Origin of the sequence: Serratia sp. J2 (assembly GCF_046269175.1) — a bacterium.
Taxonomy (GTDB): Bacteria; Pseudomonadota; Gammaproteobacteria; order Enterobacterales; family Enterobacteriaceae; genus Chania; species Chania fonticola_C.
On sequence record NZ_JBKABN010000022.1, the window covers coordinates 24,113 to 38,815 of the forward strand.

Consider the following 14,703-nt stretch of genomic DNA (forward strand, 5'->3'; position numbering starts at 1 on the left):
GAATAATGATAGGTAGGTCAAACTATTTTAGTTATCAAGGAATTAGGAAAGTTTTTGCTAGCTTTATCGGGGGGCTAACTGGAGCGTTAAGGCTGACAAGTGGCTCGGGCGGCTCCCTCTCCCTGTGGGAGAGGGTTGGGGTGAGGGGCTACAAGATCCAGTCCAGCAGTAAAATACCGACCAGGCTGATCGCCCAGGCTATAGTGGTGGGCACTGACCAGACCATCATCTGCTGCTTCACGTCCTTAATCCCCATCATCCTGTTGACTACCCAAAACATGCTGTCGTTAAAGTAGCTGAAGAACAGCGCGCCCATGGTGGCGGCCTGCGCGGCGGCGAGCATATTGACGCCGGGCAACTGGCTGACGATGGGGGCCGAGATGGACGCAGCGGTGATCATGGCAACGGTGCCTGACCCCTGTATCAAGCGCACCAGCGTAGCGATAAAGAAGGGGATCAACACCGGAGACAGCGGCAGATTGGCGACGTGCTGAGCCAGCAAGGTGCCAGTGCCACTTTCACGCAATACCGCCCCTAGCGCGCCACCGGCACCGGTCACCAGCAGGATAATCCCGGCGGCCTGCAAGCCTTCCTCCAGTCGCTCCAGCGTCTCGTGCTTGTCGACCTTGGGCATCAGGGTGTAAACCGCCAACAGCACGCTGATGGCCAACGCAATCACCGGTGCACCAAGGAAGGCAAAGGCTTGCCCCCACAGGCCTTCCCCCAGCCAGGCCATTCCTTCAGCCTTGGCCAGCATAGTGTTCACCGCGTTGATAAAGATCAGTACGATGGGCGCGATGATTGGCAACAGCGATAGCGTTAAGCTCGGCAGCACCTTGGCCTCTTTCTCGGCCAGATAGCGCTGGTGGGCGGTCCGCAGATCTTCCGGCTCCTCATCCTGGTTTTCCGGCGTAAAATCAGGGTAATAGGTACCGAGCCAGCGCGCATAGATCACGATGCCGATCACGCAGGGAATGGCCAGCACCAGCCCGGCCAGCATCATGGCGCCGATATCCACGCCGAAGATCCCCGCGACGCCTAATGGGCCAGGGGTTGGCGGCACCGCGTGGTGGGTAATGATCAGGCCGCCAGCCAAGGCTACACCGAGCGTCAACAGGTTGCGTTGCCCCTTCTTGGCCAGCGCTTTGACCAGCGGATAAAGGATGACGAAGGCAGAATCGACAAAGATCGGGATGCTGACGATATAGCCGGTGATCGCCAACGCCCACTCTTCGCGCTTTTTACCCAGCCACTTGATAAAGCTGAAGGCGATCTGCTCCGCCGCGCCAGAAGCTTCCAGCACGCGGCCCATCATTACCCCCAGACCAATGACAATTCCGATGCTGCCGAGCGTGCTGCCAAACCCTTTGGAGATGGTATCTACCGTTTGCATGGCGCTCAGACCGCCGCTGATCCCGGCGATAGAAGCCGCCGCCAGCATGGCGATCAGTGCGTGAACCCGGGTGCGCAATACCAGCCACACCAGTACGAATACGGCCACCGCCAAACCAATGATGGGAGTATAAAGTGCCATAATCAGCTCCCGGCCTGTGGCATCTCATCGCGCATAAAGGCGCGGATGACCTGTTGGAAGTTCTCATCGGCGAAGAACCCTAACGCCAATGCGCGTTGCACATCGAAGTTGCCCGGCCAACTGGCGACAATGCGGTTGATGGCTTCATCCGGCACAAAGCTCACCTTGGCACGAGCCTGCTCACCGGCTACCTCCTCCAGTGCGGCTAGCATCTGCTCCACCGTGACACTGATGCCAGGCAGGTTGACGATGCGTGAGGTGCCAAACTGCGCGGCGGGCAGCGTGGCGGCATGGATAAAGTTGCGTACCACGGTGCCGGGGCTGGACAGCCACAAAGCCAACTCCGGGGAGACCGGGCAGACGGAAGGCTCCCCGTGCAGCGGTTCACGGATGATGCCGCTGGCAAAGGAGGAGGCCGCCTTATTCGGCTTGCCGGGGCGCACGCTGATGGTAGGCAGACGCAGCACACGCGCATCGACAAATCCTTTGCGGGCGTAATCGTTGATCAACAGCTCACACAGCGCCTTTTGTGCGCCATAGGAGGATTGCGGCTGCACGGCGCAATCATCAGTAACGGTGTCCGGAAGCTGGCCACCAAACACTGCCAACGAACTGGTGAAGATAAACTTCATCGCTGGGGCATTGCGGCGAGCGGCCTCCAGTAGCTGGCGAGTCGCGTCGAAGTTCACCTGCATCCCGAGATCGAAGTCGCTTTCTGCATGGCTGCTGACGATGGCGGCCAGGTGATAGAGCACGCTGCACTCACTGTCGATCAACCGATCGGCGGCATCGGGTTGAGTGAGGTCGAGTGCCAGGCAGCGAACTCGTGGATCCGCTAGCGGGGCGTTTGGTTGCTGGATATCAGCCAGAACCAGTTCGTCAAAAGGCAGTGTATTGTCTTGCAGCAGCGCGGCTGCCAAGCGTTGACCCAAAAAACCTGCTCCACCGGTAATGATGACCTTCATGGTTTTATTCCTTTTCCTGTAGGGGTTGTTATCAGAGGTTGATGCTGTGTAGCCGCACGCCACGCTCTTGGAGTTGTTGCTGCGTTTCTGGCGGCAGGGCGGCATCGCAGATGATGTCGTCGAGCGCCGTCAGTGGGCAGACGCGAAACATGCCGTACTTGCCGTATTTACTGCTGTCTGAAACCAGCACCTTGCGCCGGGCCACGTCCAGCAGCGCCTGTTTCACCAGCACTTTCTCCTCGTGCGGGGTAGATAGGCCATGCTCTAAATCCCAGGAGCTGGTGCTGATAAAGGCCACGTCGATATTCAAGGTGCGCAATAGCATGGCGGCGCAGCTGCCGACGCAGGAATAGTTGCGTTGATCGACCCGCCCGCCGGTGTGAAACAGGTTGAGCTGTGGGCGATTCATCAGGTGCTGGATAATGGAAAAATCGTTGGTGACTACCGTCAGGTTGAAGCGTTCGGCCAACTGGCGGGCGATCTCGAAGCTGGTGGTGCCCGCGTCCAGGTAGACCACCTGGCCATCCTCGACCAGCCCGGCGGCATATTTGCCGATGGCCCGTTTTTGCCGGTGATGCAGTTGGGCCTTCTCTTTGTAGGCCAGTTCCTGACGTAGCGCGTCACTCAGGCGCACGCCGCCGCTAACGCTGATCACCTTGCCTTCTTCTTCCAGTTGATGAATGTCACGCCTGACGGTCATATGTGAAACGCTCATCAACTCGGCCAGGGCCACGATGGTGACCAACTGATACTCATGTACATAGCGATAGATAAAATCGCGGCGTTCCGATGGGATCATGCTCAACTCCGGGTCGGTAGCGATGGTGCCGCTGGATGGCTGTTATTTTTTGTTATGTTATTAATATTCAATCATTTGATTTAACAAATAAACGAGGGTTGTCACAGAAGAGTGGGTGGGGAACTGTAGAGTATTTTTGTGAAAAATTATTTGTATTCAATTGGTTGCTATTTTTATTTGCGATAATGGGAGTCACAGAAGGTTGTGATGAAAAGTGTGAGGTGTAACAAAAAAGTGCAGGATGGTGGTGCAGCAGAAGAGTAGATTGGCTGATGACAGCCTACCTGCCCACTGCATAAAATCTGCTTCTTGGAGAATTATCCAGCCACTCACAAATCGGCTCGGACGGCTCCCTCTCCCTGCGGGTGTACAGACCGGGGACAGGGTTGGGGTGAGGGGCGATCGCGGTCGCTGATGAACTCAATTTAGAGTGATAAATGAGCAGAGTAAGCCGAGAAAATCGACGGGTGACGTTTTTTTCAACATTCAACTCGTTGAATGCTTGATAAGTGTTGCGCGAGGCAAGTGGGAAGGTATAATGCCCACGTTTTCCGCATACTACTTCAGTGCCGAAGTGGCGAAATCGGTAGACGCAGTTGATTCAAAATCAACCGTAGAGATACGTGCCGGTTCGAGTCCGGCCTTCGGCACCATTAGTATGTAAATAGACCTCAACTGAGGTCTTTTTTTATGCCTGAAATCCAGTCCTCGCAAGGCTCCTCTCGCTTTTTCAGTCAACATAAGTCAACCTGATTCAATCTACATCAACTTACTGATGCGGGTACAAATGCGGGTATATCCCGGTTCGATAATGTTTGTACCCACACAGAACCCTTGAAAGGATACTCATCATGGCTCTGAGTGATGTGAAGGTTCGTACTGCCAAGCCTGAGGAAAAAGCCTATAAGCTTACTGACGGCGAAGGAATGGTGTTGCTGGTTCATCCTAACGGCTCCAAATACTGGCGGCTACGTTATCGCTTTGGCGGTAAAGAGAAGATGCTGGCGTTGGGGAAATACCCTGAAGTTTCATTGGCTGATGCTCGGGCACGGCGCGACGAAGCCCGTAAGCAGTTAGCTAATGGTGTTGACCCTAGTGAGAACAAGAAAGCTGTTAAGGTCGAGGAGGGGAAAGAAGCGATAACTTTTGCAATGGTAGCCAGAGACTGGCACGCCAGCAATCAGAAGTGGTCTGAGTCGCACAGTGTCCGTGTTCTTAAAAGTCTGGAAGATAATTTGTTCGATGCGATTGGTAAGCGAAATATCGCAGAGTTAAAAACCAGAGATCTGCTTACACCGATTAAGGCCGTGGAGATGTCTGGACGTCTTGAAGTGGCAGCACGTCTACAGCAACGAACAACAGCAATTATGCGATTTGCCGTGCAGAGCGGTTTAATCGATTACAACCCCGCACAAGAGATAGCAGGTGCAGTTGCTACGGCTAAACGACAGCATCGCGCTGCGCTGGAACTTAATTGCATTCCTGAACTACTTCATCGAGTTGATACCTACACCGGCAGACCACTAACAAGGCTAGCTGTAGAACTAACGTTATTGGTATTTATTCGTTCTAGTGAGCTGCGCTTCGCACGCTGGTCAGAAGTAGATTTTGAAACTGCGATGTGGACGATTCCTGGGGAGCGTGAACCACTGGAAGGTGTGAAGCATTCACATCGAGGTTCGAAGATGCGGACTCCACATCTTGTACCCTTATCCCGCCAGGCTCTAACCATTCTGGAAAAGATCAAAAGCATGAGTGGAAATCGTGAGCTGATCTTTATCGGTGATCATGACCCACGCAAACCTATGAGTGAAAACACGGTAAACAAAGCCCTGCGAGTGATGGGCTACGATACGAAAGTAGAAGTGTGTGGTCACGGCTTTAGAACCATGGCCTGTAGTTCATTGATTGAGTCGGGATTGTGGTCGAAGGATGCGGTAGAGCGTCAGATGAGTCATCAGGAACGTAACTCTGTGCGTGCGGCTTATATTCATAAGGCCGAACATTTAGGGGAACGTAGGTTAATGGTGCAATGGTGGGCGGATTATCTGGATGCGAATCGGAAGAAGGGGATTAGTCCGTTTGATTTCGGGAAAGCAGTCCATAGACCGAGCTGAAGGTTGTAAAGCCACTTCAGTCATCGACCATACAGGTACCTTATCCCGGGAGACATGAGCTGTTCCCGGGAATTTATAACGATCAAGACGCTTTAAATAGTTCAGAATTGCTGGCATAAGGCACTTTGCCTGATGGAATAAGTTTCGCTGCAGCATTTAAATGTACATCTTGATCATCAAAGAAAATATGAGGTTTAAATGCCTGAAGTACTTTGGTTTTTTCCACGCCTCCAAGGAAAAAAGCCTCATCAACATATACACCCCAACTCCTTAACGTTTTAATTACCGGCATTTCTGAAGGGCTGTTTCTGGCGGTAACTAAGGCAATACGTACTGGAGAATACTCCATTCGAGTAGGTAGGCGGTCTTGAAGTTTTGCTAATTTTTTTAGCAGAGTAGTGTAGGGACCTTCTGCCATGGGAATATCTTGTTGTGCATCTTCTTGCGCATGAAAAGCTTCCATACCCTGAGTTTTATAGACCAACTCACTTTCATCTGAGAAAAGTACTGCATCGCCATCAAAAGCAATACGAACTTGCCCGTCAGGGATTTCGGAAGAACTTGAAGGCGGATCTTTCAATATAGCTGCGGCGCAAAATCGGGAATCAATAACCTTTTGCGCATCTTCAACGTTGGTCGTTAAAAACAGATCCACATCAAAAGCATCAAGGTAATCAGCAACAGTTTCGCCTGCGGTAAAGGCAGAGCGAGTGATATCGAGCCTGTCATGGCGGATAGTATTCAGAACGCGAATACCCGTATCAGGACTATTACGCGACATTACGACGACCTCAACCAGCGGTGATTTATCATCCGGCTGTCGATATTGGTTCAGACCCAGAAGCGCTTTGGCTAATGGATAGCCTGTTCCGGGCTGTAAAGGCTGGTTTTCGTGTTCCAGCATGTAGGCTCGATACTTTTCAATGGCGCTATCAGGATCGGTCGCATAGGTTTCCCGAAACATGCGATCGGATTCACTCATGTCGAAAAGCGCGGTTGCGCTAATGCCAATAACTAAAGTGTTACTTAAATCTAAAGGCATGATTACCCCCTAGGGGAAAAGGACTCTTGATTGGTTCCCCATATCGTAACGCGGGAATTGCGATTCGGCTACCATCAGGAGTTCTATGCTACCTATCAGTCATCTATTCTAATAACTAATTGAATTTTAATGATAAAATTTATTGCATAAAGTTGACAAATGTACTGGTGATGGAAGCAGTAATACCTTAATGTTATCGCTATGAGGGTTTTTTATTTCTTTTAAAGAGAGTATCAGTATGAATTTTAAGAAAAAACTCGAAAATCATTTTAAACAGTTCGAGGCATCCCCAGTGTTGTTTGTTGGCTCTGGAGTGTCTCGACGTTACCTTGGTGTGCCCTGCTGGCAAAATCTTCTGAAGCATTTTGCTGAAGCGATAGGGGAAAATCATATAAAACTAAAAACAAAAGCTAATGGTGACTTACCCGAGTATGCTCAATTATTGGTATCGCCATATGCTGATAAATGGTGGGATACTGAAGAAGGTAAATTAGCATTAAGTGAAAAAGAGCAAGAAGAAATTTTTATTAATGAACAATCTCCTTTGAAACTCTCAATATCTAAATACATTGAAAATGCACATAAAAATATTATAGATGATGATGAATTAAAACATGAGATTTCTCTTTTTGCGAAAGCAAATATTGACGGAGTCATTACCACAAACTGGGATATCTTTCTAGAAAGCCTATTTCCGAAATTTACAACATTTATAGGCCAAGATGGATTAATTACTGGCAGGAGTCATGGTATTGCCGAGATATATAAAATACATGGCTGCTGCACTGAACCTAACTCATTAATTTTGACATCAAATGACTATGATAAATATAGAAAGAAAAACCCCTACCTTTCCTCTAAATTACTAACTATGTTTATTGAGAGACCTGTTATATTCTTAGGTTACTCTTTAACAGATGAGCATATAGCTGAAATTCTAGAAGATATAGTCAGTTGTTTTCCTGATGCCAGTCTGGATTTTTTACAAAACAAATTATTGTTTGTTGAGTGGAAACCTGAACTAGATGAAGCCGATATTAGTGATTCTGTTATTCATAAAAAAATCCCAGTAAAATATGTTCAGGCACCATCTTATAAAGAAATATTTGAAGTGCTGAGTGAAACTAAAAAAAGGATCCCTGCACATTTATTCAGAATGATAAAAGACGAGCTTTATGAACTAGTCTTAACTGATGATCCTAAAGGAAAATTATATGTGAGAGACTCAGAGAAAATTGAAGAGGGGGTTAGTACTACAGAGTTTGTTGTAGGATATGGTGCTATTTCGATGGTGAAAAAATCAGAATCGATGGCAGCAAAAGGATTGGTTGGGCTGGAACGTGTAGATCTCATTCGAGAAGTTGTTTTTGAAAATGGACATTATGATTGGGAATGCGTTGTTAATGATGTTCTACCAAATATATGCAAAGGCAATGCGCGCATTCCTATTTTTCACTTCTTAAATCACGCTAATTTAATTAATTTCGATGGCGGTTTAATTAATGAAACAGGACTCTCAAGTGGTGTTTTATCACGATTGAATATCACTCCTGTAAGTTTTCAGTCTCAAGGTTGGGATAAACGACGTTCTGAAACCGTTCCTGAAGTCAGGGTGGGAGTCAATGAGTTATATCTTGCTTATGATTTCGGTTTCTTTTTAAGAATGATGCCCTATATGGAACCGGGTTTAATCAAGCGTGATATGGATGAACTACTTAAGATACTGAAAAAACATATTGATGAAGCGATGAGTATTCAAGTGTTATCAAGTAATTTTTGTAAATTAGTATGTCTCTATGATTTTATAAAAAACAGCAATAAATTTTAATGTCGATCCTCTCGTAAAATTTTCTTACGAGAGGGATTGTTTTTATTTAATCTTAAAACTAATATGCAAACTGGGAACTTAATACTTCAAACAATGAACTATCCACATTAGATTTATTGGATATATTGATTATTTTATTTCGTATTTCCGAAAATAATTTTTGCTTTTTCATTGATGGAAGCATCACATTCAACTGTTTTAACTCACTGACATTAATATGTTTTGAGGTTGAACCGCTCATTACTCTTGATATTCTCACAGGATCTAATTCATAAAGTAAAAAAGCCAAGAGATATTCAGGAGTTACTTGATTTTTATCTAACTTTAGTTGGACTAAGCGTTGCCCCATACATAATTTTAAGTTTTCAGGAACAATAGCTGCAATACCAACAGTACCTTCACGGCTTAGTATGATGTCCCCTTCATCAACAACACTCCTTTTTGTTCTTTCTAAATAAGTGTCTTCACTCACGAATCTTTTATCAGACCAAACCCACCCCCCTTTCGATAAGTTTGATGTACGAATGCAAATCGTGCCGTTATCAACCCATTTAGGAGTAGAGTGTGGACAATCAATCACATTATCACATACATCTTTCAATTTCCTTAATGGCCATTTTTTCTCATTAACTACCGGATCGCCAAACATCGCCAGAAATGTTGCACGCAAGAAATCATCAGCTAGTTTGGTAGCTTGCTCGCGTTTCTGGCGTATGCCTGCAGCTTTATCAAGAATATCTGCGATACGCTTTTGCTCCTCCAATGGAGGATGCGGGATTTTTAATTCTGAAAATCTACTTTTATTAACTATTGCAACAGTAGTTGACGGTGCAATGTTTTTTAGTTCATTTTTCAATAACTTTAATGCGTAAAACCCGAATCTATAATAGATTTTATCTTCATCAAAAGTAACACTATTAATTTGTTGATTAGTGGCAACAGGAAGATTTGCTATTGCGATTTTACCTAAAGAACCGATACAACAAACTAATATACTATTTTTAGGAATCAGCTTTGTAGTTGCTAATCCCTTTTCTGTTAATGTTGTTTCCGGTTTGAGCAGATAGTCCGAGTTCGTTAACTCAGACGGTGTAATGAAGGGGATATTTCCGCCAAAACAATTAGGATCAGCTTTAGGTGGCGTTTTGCCTGTGATCACTTTTGCAACACTTCCGATACTCACCATCGGCCAACTCACAGCATTCCCTCCAGCTCATCCAAATCCGCCAGAATCTCTTTTTCCAGATCCTTTAACCGCTTCAGTATCATCTTAGGATCTTCATACTGCTCCGCCTGATACACGACTTCTTTATAACGATTGATGGAGAGATCGTATTTCTGCGTGGCAATATCTTCTTTCGGTACCACAAACGCCGCCTGTGTGCGGTCTTTAAAATCAACGCCAGCATCAATCCCTTCCGGGTACTGCTGTTTCAGCAACGAGGCAAATTTTTCGCCCATAAAGTTATCTACCGGCAAACCACGTAAAGCACGATATTGCTTCCAACTTGCCAGCAGGTGTGGCAGATCGTTGTCTTTTATCGGGTTACGCTTGTCATCCAGACTATAGCCGTCGTTACGCAGGTCGTAGAACCATACCTCATCAGTTTGGCCGCCTTTAGTGAAGAGTAGAATTGCCGTCGCCACACCGGCATAAGGCTTGAACACACCGGAGGGCAGGTTGATTACCGCTTCCAATTGGTTATTTTCCACCAGCGTCTGACGTAACGACTGATGTGCTTTACTGGAACCAAACAGTACCCCCTGCGGCACGATAGTGGCGCTGCGACCACCCACTTTCAGCATTTGCAGAATACGCGTCAGGAACAGCAACTCAGTTTTTTTAGTCTTCACCATTCCCGACAGAGAGGCATCAATATCTTCCTCATCCAGTGAACCTGTAAACGGCGGGTTTGCCAGGATCAGGTTAAAGGCGTTTTTGCTGGCCTGTGGGAAGTTGGTGCTAAAACTCTGGCTCATGGTGTCCTGATAGTGAATATCCGGCTCTTCCACACCGTGCATAATCAGGTTCATGGCGGCGATACGTAGCATAGTTGTATCGAAGTCGTAACCGTGGAACATATTGTTATCCACATGGCCACGCCACGGCGTCAGCAGATCGCCTGTAAAGATTTTTTGTTCTTCCAGCTCACCGCGTTCGTTACTGCCAATCTCGGTATGAATGGATTCCAGCGAGCTGTATTTTTCCAGTAGATACTCATAGCTAATCGCCAGAAAACCACCCGTACCACAGGCCGGATCGCAAATCGTCTCACCACGCGCCGGATTTGGCTCCATCATCTCGACCATGGTACGGATGATATGGCGCGGGGTGCGGAACTGGCCGTTGATCCCGGCGGTAGTCAACTTGCTTAATAGGTATTCGTAGAGATCACCTTTGGTGTCACCGCGATCCAGCGGCAGGTTTTTAATGACTTCCACCGCTTTGGTCAACAGCGAAGGCTTGACAATCTCTAGTCGGGCATCCTTCATAAAGTTACCCAGCAGCGTGGCCTTCGTTTTATCCGCCTGTCCAAGTTGACGGAAGTGCTGGAATACGCCATCGCGCACCACATCCATCATTTCATCTGAACCCAGATTACTGTAGTGGCTGAAACGAAACTCCTGCTGCTCAGGTGCAAAGCGCGGTTTAAAATCGACCCCCGCAATTTGCTTACGCTTTTCGTCCCGTTGTTCCTGGGTATCCAGCATACGGGAATACATCAGGTAGGTGATCTGCTCGATAACGGTCAGCGGGTTGGTGATGCCGCCCACCCAGAAATCTTCCCACAGCCCGTCGATTTTACTTTTTAAGTCACCGGTGATCATCGTTAACGTCTACCCTGTTATAAATATAAAAGCCCCGCTGCCGGGGCTTGTCATGAACGCATTATACCGTTGTCGTGTCGGTCACGACACCCAGCTCTTCGACTATCTTTTGCAAGCGGGTGATTTGTGCCACATCCGGGAATACGCCCGCGACGCCGCCTTGGTGAATGTGTGTGAAAGGTTGTTCAAAGAGCTGCTTCATCTCGATAGTGCCATAATCACGGATATGGTTTTTCAGCAACGAGAGGAAACGCAGTTGCGGGCTGGTCAGGCTGTTATCGGCGGCGAATTGCGCAAAACGTACCTCTACCGCATCGCTGTCCATACCGATGATGGTGCGTAACAGTTTATCCAGGCTGGCGGTTGCCTGCGGGTAGAACTCTTTCAGAGCTCGGATATCAACGTTGGGATTCTGAATCAGCACCAGTTTTGCCAGTTCATCCAGCTCACTTTGCGTTACCGGTTCGCCGTTGCGAATTTTCTTCAGCACCGGGTTTTGCTGGAACAATGGTTCAAGTGCGCCCTGAACCTGCTGGCGATAAAGTTTGAAATCAATGGAACGAACATTAGTCTTGCGGGTTTCCGTCTGAATCTGGCCTGCATCTTCGGTGATATCCACCTGCAAAGAACTGAATTGTGGCGTTGGATCTTTTTCCATCAGGTGCATTATGCCGCGCAGGTGAATGCGAATATCTTCCAGCTCTTCCAGACTGGCCTGCTTCCACCAGCTTAAATCATGGAGCTGATTAATCCGCTGACCCTGCTGCTGTACCTGCGCCAAATGTGGCGGTAAGCGCTCTATTTTTTCCACGATTTCCGGCCAAAGTACGTCTAGCTCTTCCGGGTTGGTATATCGAGCGGTTTGCGCCGCAAGGATGTCCATATCAAAGCGCATGGCGTCGCTTTGTCCGCGTACATCCAGCCATTGCATTAACGGTGCCAGAATAGAAAGCAGATCCTGCTGTGTTTTTGGTGAAAGCTGACGCAGCAATTTTTCATCGCTGTACTGCGCTTTTTGTTGCCATTTTTCCTGCACAGCAATCGACTTTTCATCCAACGCATTGATCTGTTCACGAAGTTGATGAGCTACCAAATCTACAGCTTGTTTGTCGAACTTACGCTGCGCTGCTGCTCCCAAAATTACCCATGCCTCGAAGCGTTTTTGCGCCAGCGATTTCGTTGGTTTAACTTCGGCCTCTTCGGTATGAAGTTCGTGATACTCGAAATTGCCCCAATGATCGAAGATGCGAAATTTCTGTTTGTCCAGCGGTTTGCCGTTCTCATCGTTGCCGTACAGCCCCGAGCAGAGGCGAGTACCACGGCCAATCATCTGCCAGAACTTCACTTTCGATTTGACCGGTTTGGCAAAGACCAGATTCACAATTTCCGGGACATCAATACCTGTATCAAGCATATCGACGGAGATGGCAATGGTCAGCTCTTTATTGGTGCTTTCATCCAGCCCTTTAAAATCATCGATAAGCTGTTCTGCACGAGGATCGTAGTTATCGATAACCTGACAGAAGCGCCCGGCAAACTGCGGATACATTTCGTCAAATAGCTTATTCAGCAGCAGCGCGTGTTTGTGGTTACGGGCGAAAATAATCGTCTTACCGGGAAGCTGCCCATCTGCGTCTTTCAGGCCATTTTCCATTAGATTACGCAGAATATGGCGGTTGGTATCTTTGTTGTAGATCGCCTCATCCAACGACTTACCTTCAAATTCCAGAGTGTTGGGATCAATTCCTTGCTCTTCCAGCTCGCGGATTTGCTGGTCGCTCAATTTTTCTCGCTTAATGCCTTCGCGCAAAAATTCGGTGGTGTGAGTAACTACCTCATAGGGAACTAGGTTGTTGTCAGCAATGGCATCCTCAAGGCTGTAGTTCGCCGTAGGGATGCGTCCCTCACAACCAAACAGGCCGAAGGTGGTTTTACTCACCATATCAATGGGCGTTGCTGTTAGGCCGATTTGGAGCGCATCAAAGTACTTAAACACATCGCCATAGACGTTATAGATAGAACGATGGGATTCGTCGGCAATGATCAGATCGAAATAGCCTACATCGAAATGATCCATAATTTTCATCATGCCGGGATACGTAGCGATGTAGATCCTTGCATTCTGCCTATCTTCTTTCTTCGACTTGCCAACTACATACAGCGGCTCGTTGGTAAACTGATTGAAGGCATTTGCTGCCTGTTTGCGTAACTCTCTACGATCACAAAGGAACAGGACTCGTTTTACCCAGCGGGCATCAATCATTAGCTTGCTAAGTGCAATCGCCACTCGGGTTTTACCAGTACCGGTGGCCTGAACAATCAATGACTGACGATATTTGTTGGTAAAACGTTCACTGACGCGGGCAATGGTTTCAAGCTGGTACAGGCGGCCTGCAACTGCCTTACCTTCGTTGTCTTTAACGTGCGGTATACTGTTTAATGGTAAACGTGTTTCACGCTGTTGGATAAGATATTGCAGGCTTTCCTTGCCATAGAAACCAAATATCCGACGCGGTGGGTATCCATGGGTTTTATTGTCATCCCAAAGCCAGATATCGTAACCATTGGTGTAGAAGATAACGGGGCGCTGTCCGTATTCTTTCTCCAGCCAGTCTGCATATAGCCGGGCTTGAATTCGACCTTGTTCGGCGCTCACACTGGCTTTTTTAGCTTCCACAACTGCCAGTGGTTTGTGTGCTTCATCCCACAATACATAGTCAGCATAGCCATCACCGGTTGAAGTTGGCTGCTCTTTAACTAGATGTTCCTGAGTGACCTGATCGGTATTCTTAAGTTCATCCCCAACGTCCCAGTCAGCAGCAAGTAGTCTGGAGTCGATCAGACGACGGCGGGTTTCTGCTTCATCGATGGAGAGGATATCGGCAACGTGCTGGTTGCGGGTTCTGGCTTCATTCAAACGCTGAGTGAGGATCTCAGCCTTTTCCTGCTCCTGCTGTAAGGCGCGTTGTAACGCCAACTCACGCTCACGGCTTTCATCCTGTGCCTTGATTGCATCTTTCAGATGTTTTTCATCTGCACGACTTGGAGATTGAGTCAGCGGAGGAAGAGAAAATTTAGGACTGTGATCAACGTTGCCATTTGCATAACGGACATACAGCCAAACCCCTAATAGGTATGCTTCTTTGAGCAACCAGTAAGTATCTTTGGCTTTAATACGCCCACCATGCGCAGCACGGTTACCATGGATACGCAGTGCATCCATCTTCATGACGATCGCTTCCGGCATCATGCTGGCAAACACATCGGCGTTCATCAGGTCGTACAGATTTGCCTTGAAACCTTCCGGTAACCGCTCCTGACGATACAACCAGCGGACCATCAATTCGGTGTAGTTGCGTAGCTTCACAAGACAGCTTTCAGGATCGGAATGAATATATCGTTCAGCCATACATCCGAGTTCAGCTAGCTCTGGCCACTGGCTACGCAACATTTCAAAATTGAGAGACTGCTCCATCAATCATCGCCTTATATCGTGGATACAACAGGATTTCTGGAAAGAATATCACACTAATTTGGCAGACAAAGTGAGCTTGTACCTCTTTAGCACACCGAAAAATGAACACTTGGG

Annotated in this window: 9 protein-coding genes and 1 tRNA gene; 3 read left to right on the top strand and 7 right to left on the bottom strand. The window is 47.7% G+C overall.

The window, feature by feature from the left end; translation table 11 throughout:
• Positions 1-148 precede the first annotated feature (148 nt).
• Genes ACKWMY_RS20415 through ACKWMY_RS20425 form a run of 3 tightly spaced genes read right to left on the bottom strand, consistent with a single transcriptional unit; the run spans position 149 to position 3,298 of the window.
• Positions 149-1,537: a GntP family permease gene (locus ACKWMY_RS20415; RefSeq protein ID WP_409486975.1), complete on the bottom strand. Its 1,389-nt coding sequence runs from the start codon at positions 1,535-1,537 to the stop codon at positions 149-151.
• Positions 1,537-2,499, bottom strand: coding sequence for a D-erythronate dehydrogenase (gene denD / locus ACKWMY_RS20420; protein ID WP_211134709.1), 963 nt, complete (start codon positions 2,497-2,499; stop codon positions 1,537-1,539). Before denD ends, ACKWMY_RS20415 begins: the two co-directional genes overlap by 1 nt.
• A gap of 31 nt (positions 2,500-2,530) precedes the next feature.
• Positions 2,531-3,298, bottom strand: a complete 768-nt coding sequence (locus ACKWMY_RS20425) for a DeoR/GlpR family DNA-binding transcription regulator (RefSeq protein WP_021179134.1) — start codon at positions 3,296-3,298, stop codon at positions 2,531-2,533.
• A gap of 568 nt (positions 3,299-3,866) precedes the next feature.
• Between ACKWMY_RS20425 and ACKWMY_RS20430 the strand changes: the two genes are divergently transcribed.
• Positions 3,867-3,951 (top strand) — tRNA-Leu (locus ACKWMY_RS20430).
• Between the two features lie 198 nt (positions 3,952-4,149).
• Positions 4,150-5,415 carry a tyrosine-type recombinase/integrase gene (locus ACKWMY_RS20435; RefSeq protein WP_409486929.1) on the top strand — a complete coding sequence of 422 codons (1,266 nt, stop codon included), beginning with the start codon at positions 4,150-4,152 and terminating at the stop codon, positions 5,413-5,415.
• Positions 5,416-5,497: 82 nt separating this feature from the next.
• Here the strand turns inward: ACKWMY_RS20435 and ACKWMY_RS20440 are convergent, their stop codons facing one another.
• Entirely contained in the window at positions 5,498-6,457 is a 960-nt protein-coding gene (locus ACKWMY_RS20440; protein WP_409486930.1) for a 5'-nucleotidase, read from the bottom strand.
• Between the two features lie 238 nt (positions 6,458-6,695).
• Between ACKWMY_RS20440 and ACKWMY_RS20445 the strand changes: the two genes are divergently transcribed.
• Positions 6,696-8,285, top strand: coding sequence for an SIR2 family protein (locus ACKWMY_RS20445; protein ID WP_409486931.1), 1,590 nt, complete (start codon positions 6,696-6,698; stop codon positions 8,283-8,285).
• 58 nt (positions 8,286-8,343) lie between these two features.
• On the opposite strand, the gene ACKWMY_RS20450 is transcribed toward ACKWMY_RS20445, so the two are convergent.
• The 3 genes from ACKWMY_RS20450 to ACKWMY_RS20460 form a co-directional block, all read right to left on the bottom strand.
• On the bottom strand, positions 8,344-9,483 hold the full coding sequence (locus tag ACKWMY_RS20450) for a restriction endonuclease subunit S (protein ID WP_409486932.1): 1,140 nt from the start codon (positions 9,481-9,483) through the stop codon (positions 8,344-8,346).
• Positions 9,480-11,114 (bottom strand): N-6 DNA methylase, encoded by a 1,635-nt coding sequence (locus ACKWMY_RS20455; RefSeq protein ID WP_409486933.1) that lies wholly within the window; start codon positions 11,112-11,114, stop codon positions 9,480-9,482. Before ACKWMY_RS20455 ends, ACKWMY_RS20450 begins: the two co-directional genes overlap by 4 nt.
• A gap of 61 nt (positions 11,115-11,175) precedes the next feature.
• The gene (locus ACKWMY_RS20460; protein WP_409486934.1) at positions 11,176-14,589 is read right to left on the bottom strand and encodes a DEAD/DEAH box helicase family protein; all 3,414 of its coding nucleotides are present in this window, start codon (positions 14,587-14,589) and stop codon (positions 11,176-11,178) included.
• Positions 14,590-14,703 lie beyond the last annotated feature (114 nt).

Bases quoted from the DNA above. Each gene is read 5' to 3' on its own strand.
- denD (WP_211134709.1), bottom strand. From the start codon at position 2,499: ATGAAGGTCATCATTACCGGTGGAGCAGGTTTTTTGGGTCAACGCTTG.
- ACKWMY_RS20425 (WP_021179134.1), bottom strand. From the start codon at position 3,298: ATGATCCCATCGGAACGCCGCGATTTTATCTATCGCTATGTACATGAG.
- ACKWMY_RS20435 (WP_409486929.1), top strand. From the start codon at position 4,150: ATGGCTCTGAGTGATGTGAAGGTTCGTACTGCCAAGCCTGAGGAAAAA.
- ACKWMY_RS20440 (WP_409486930.1), bottom strand. From the start codon at position 6,457: ATGCCTTTAGATTTAAGTAACACTTTAGTTATTGGCATTAGCGCAACC.
- ACKWMY_RS20445 (WP_409486931.1), top strand. From the start codon at position 6,696: ATGAATTTTAAGAAAAAACTCGAAAATCATTTTAAACAGTTCGAGGCA.
- ACKWMY_RS20455 (WP_409486933.1), bottom strand. From the start codon at position 11,114: ATGATCACCGGTGACTTAAAAAGTAAAATCGACGGGCTGTGGGAAGAT.
- ACKWMY_RS20460 (WP_409486934.1), bottom strand. From the start codon at position 14,589: ATGGAGCAGTCTCTCAATTTTGAAATGTTGCGTAGCCAGTGGCCAGAG.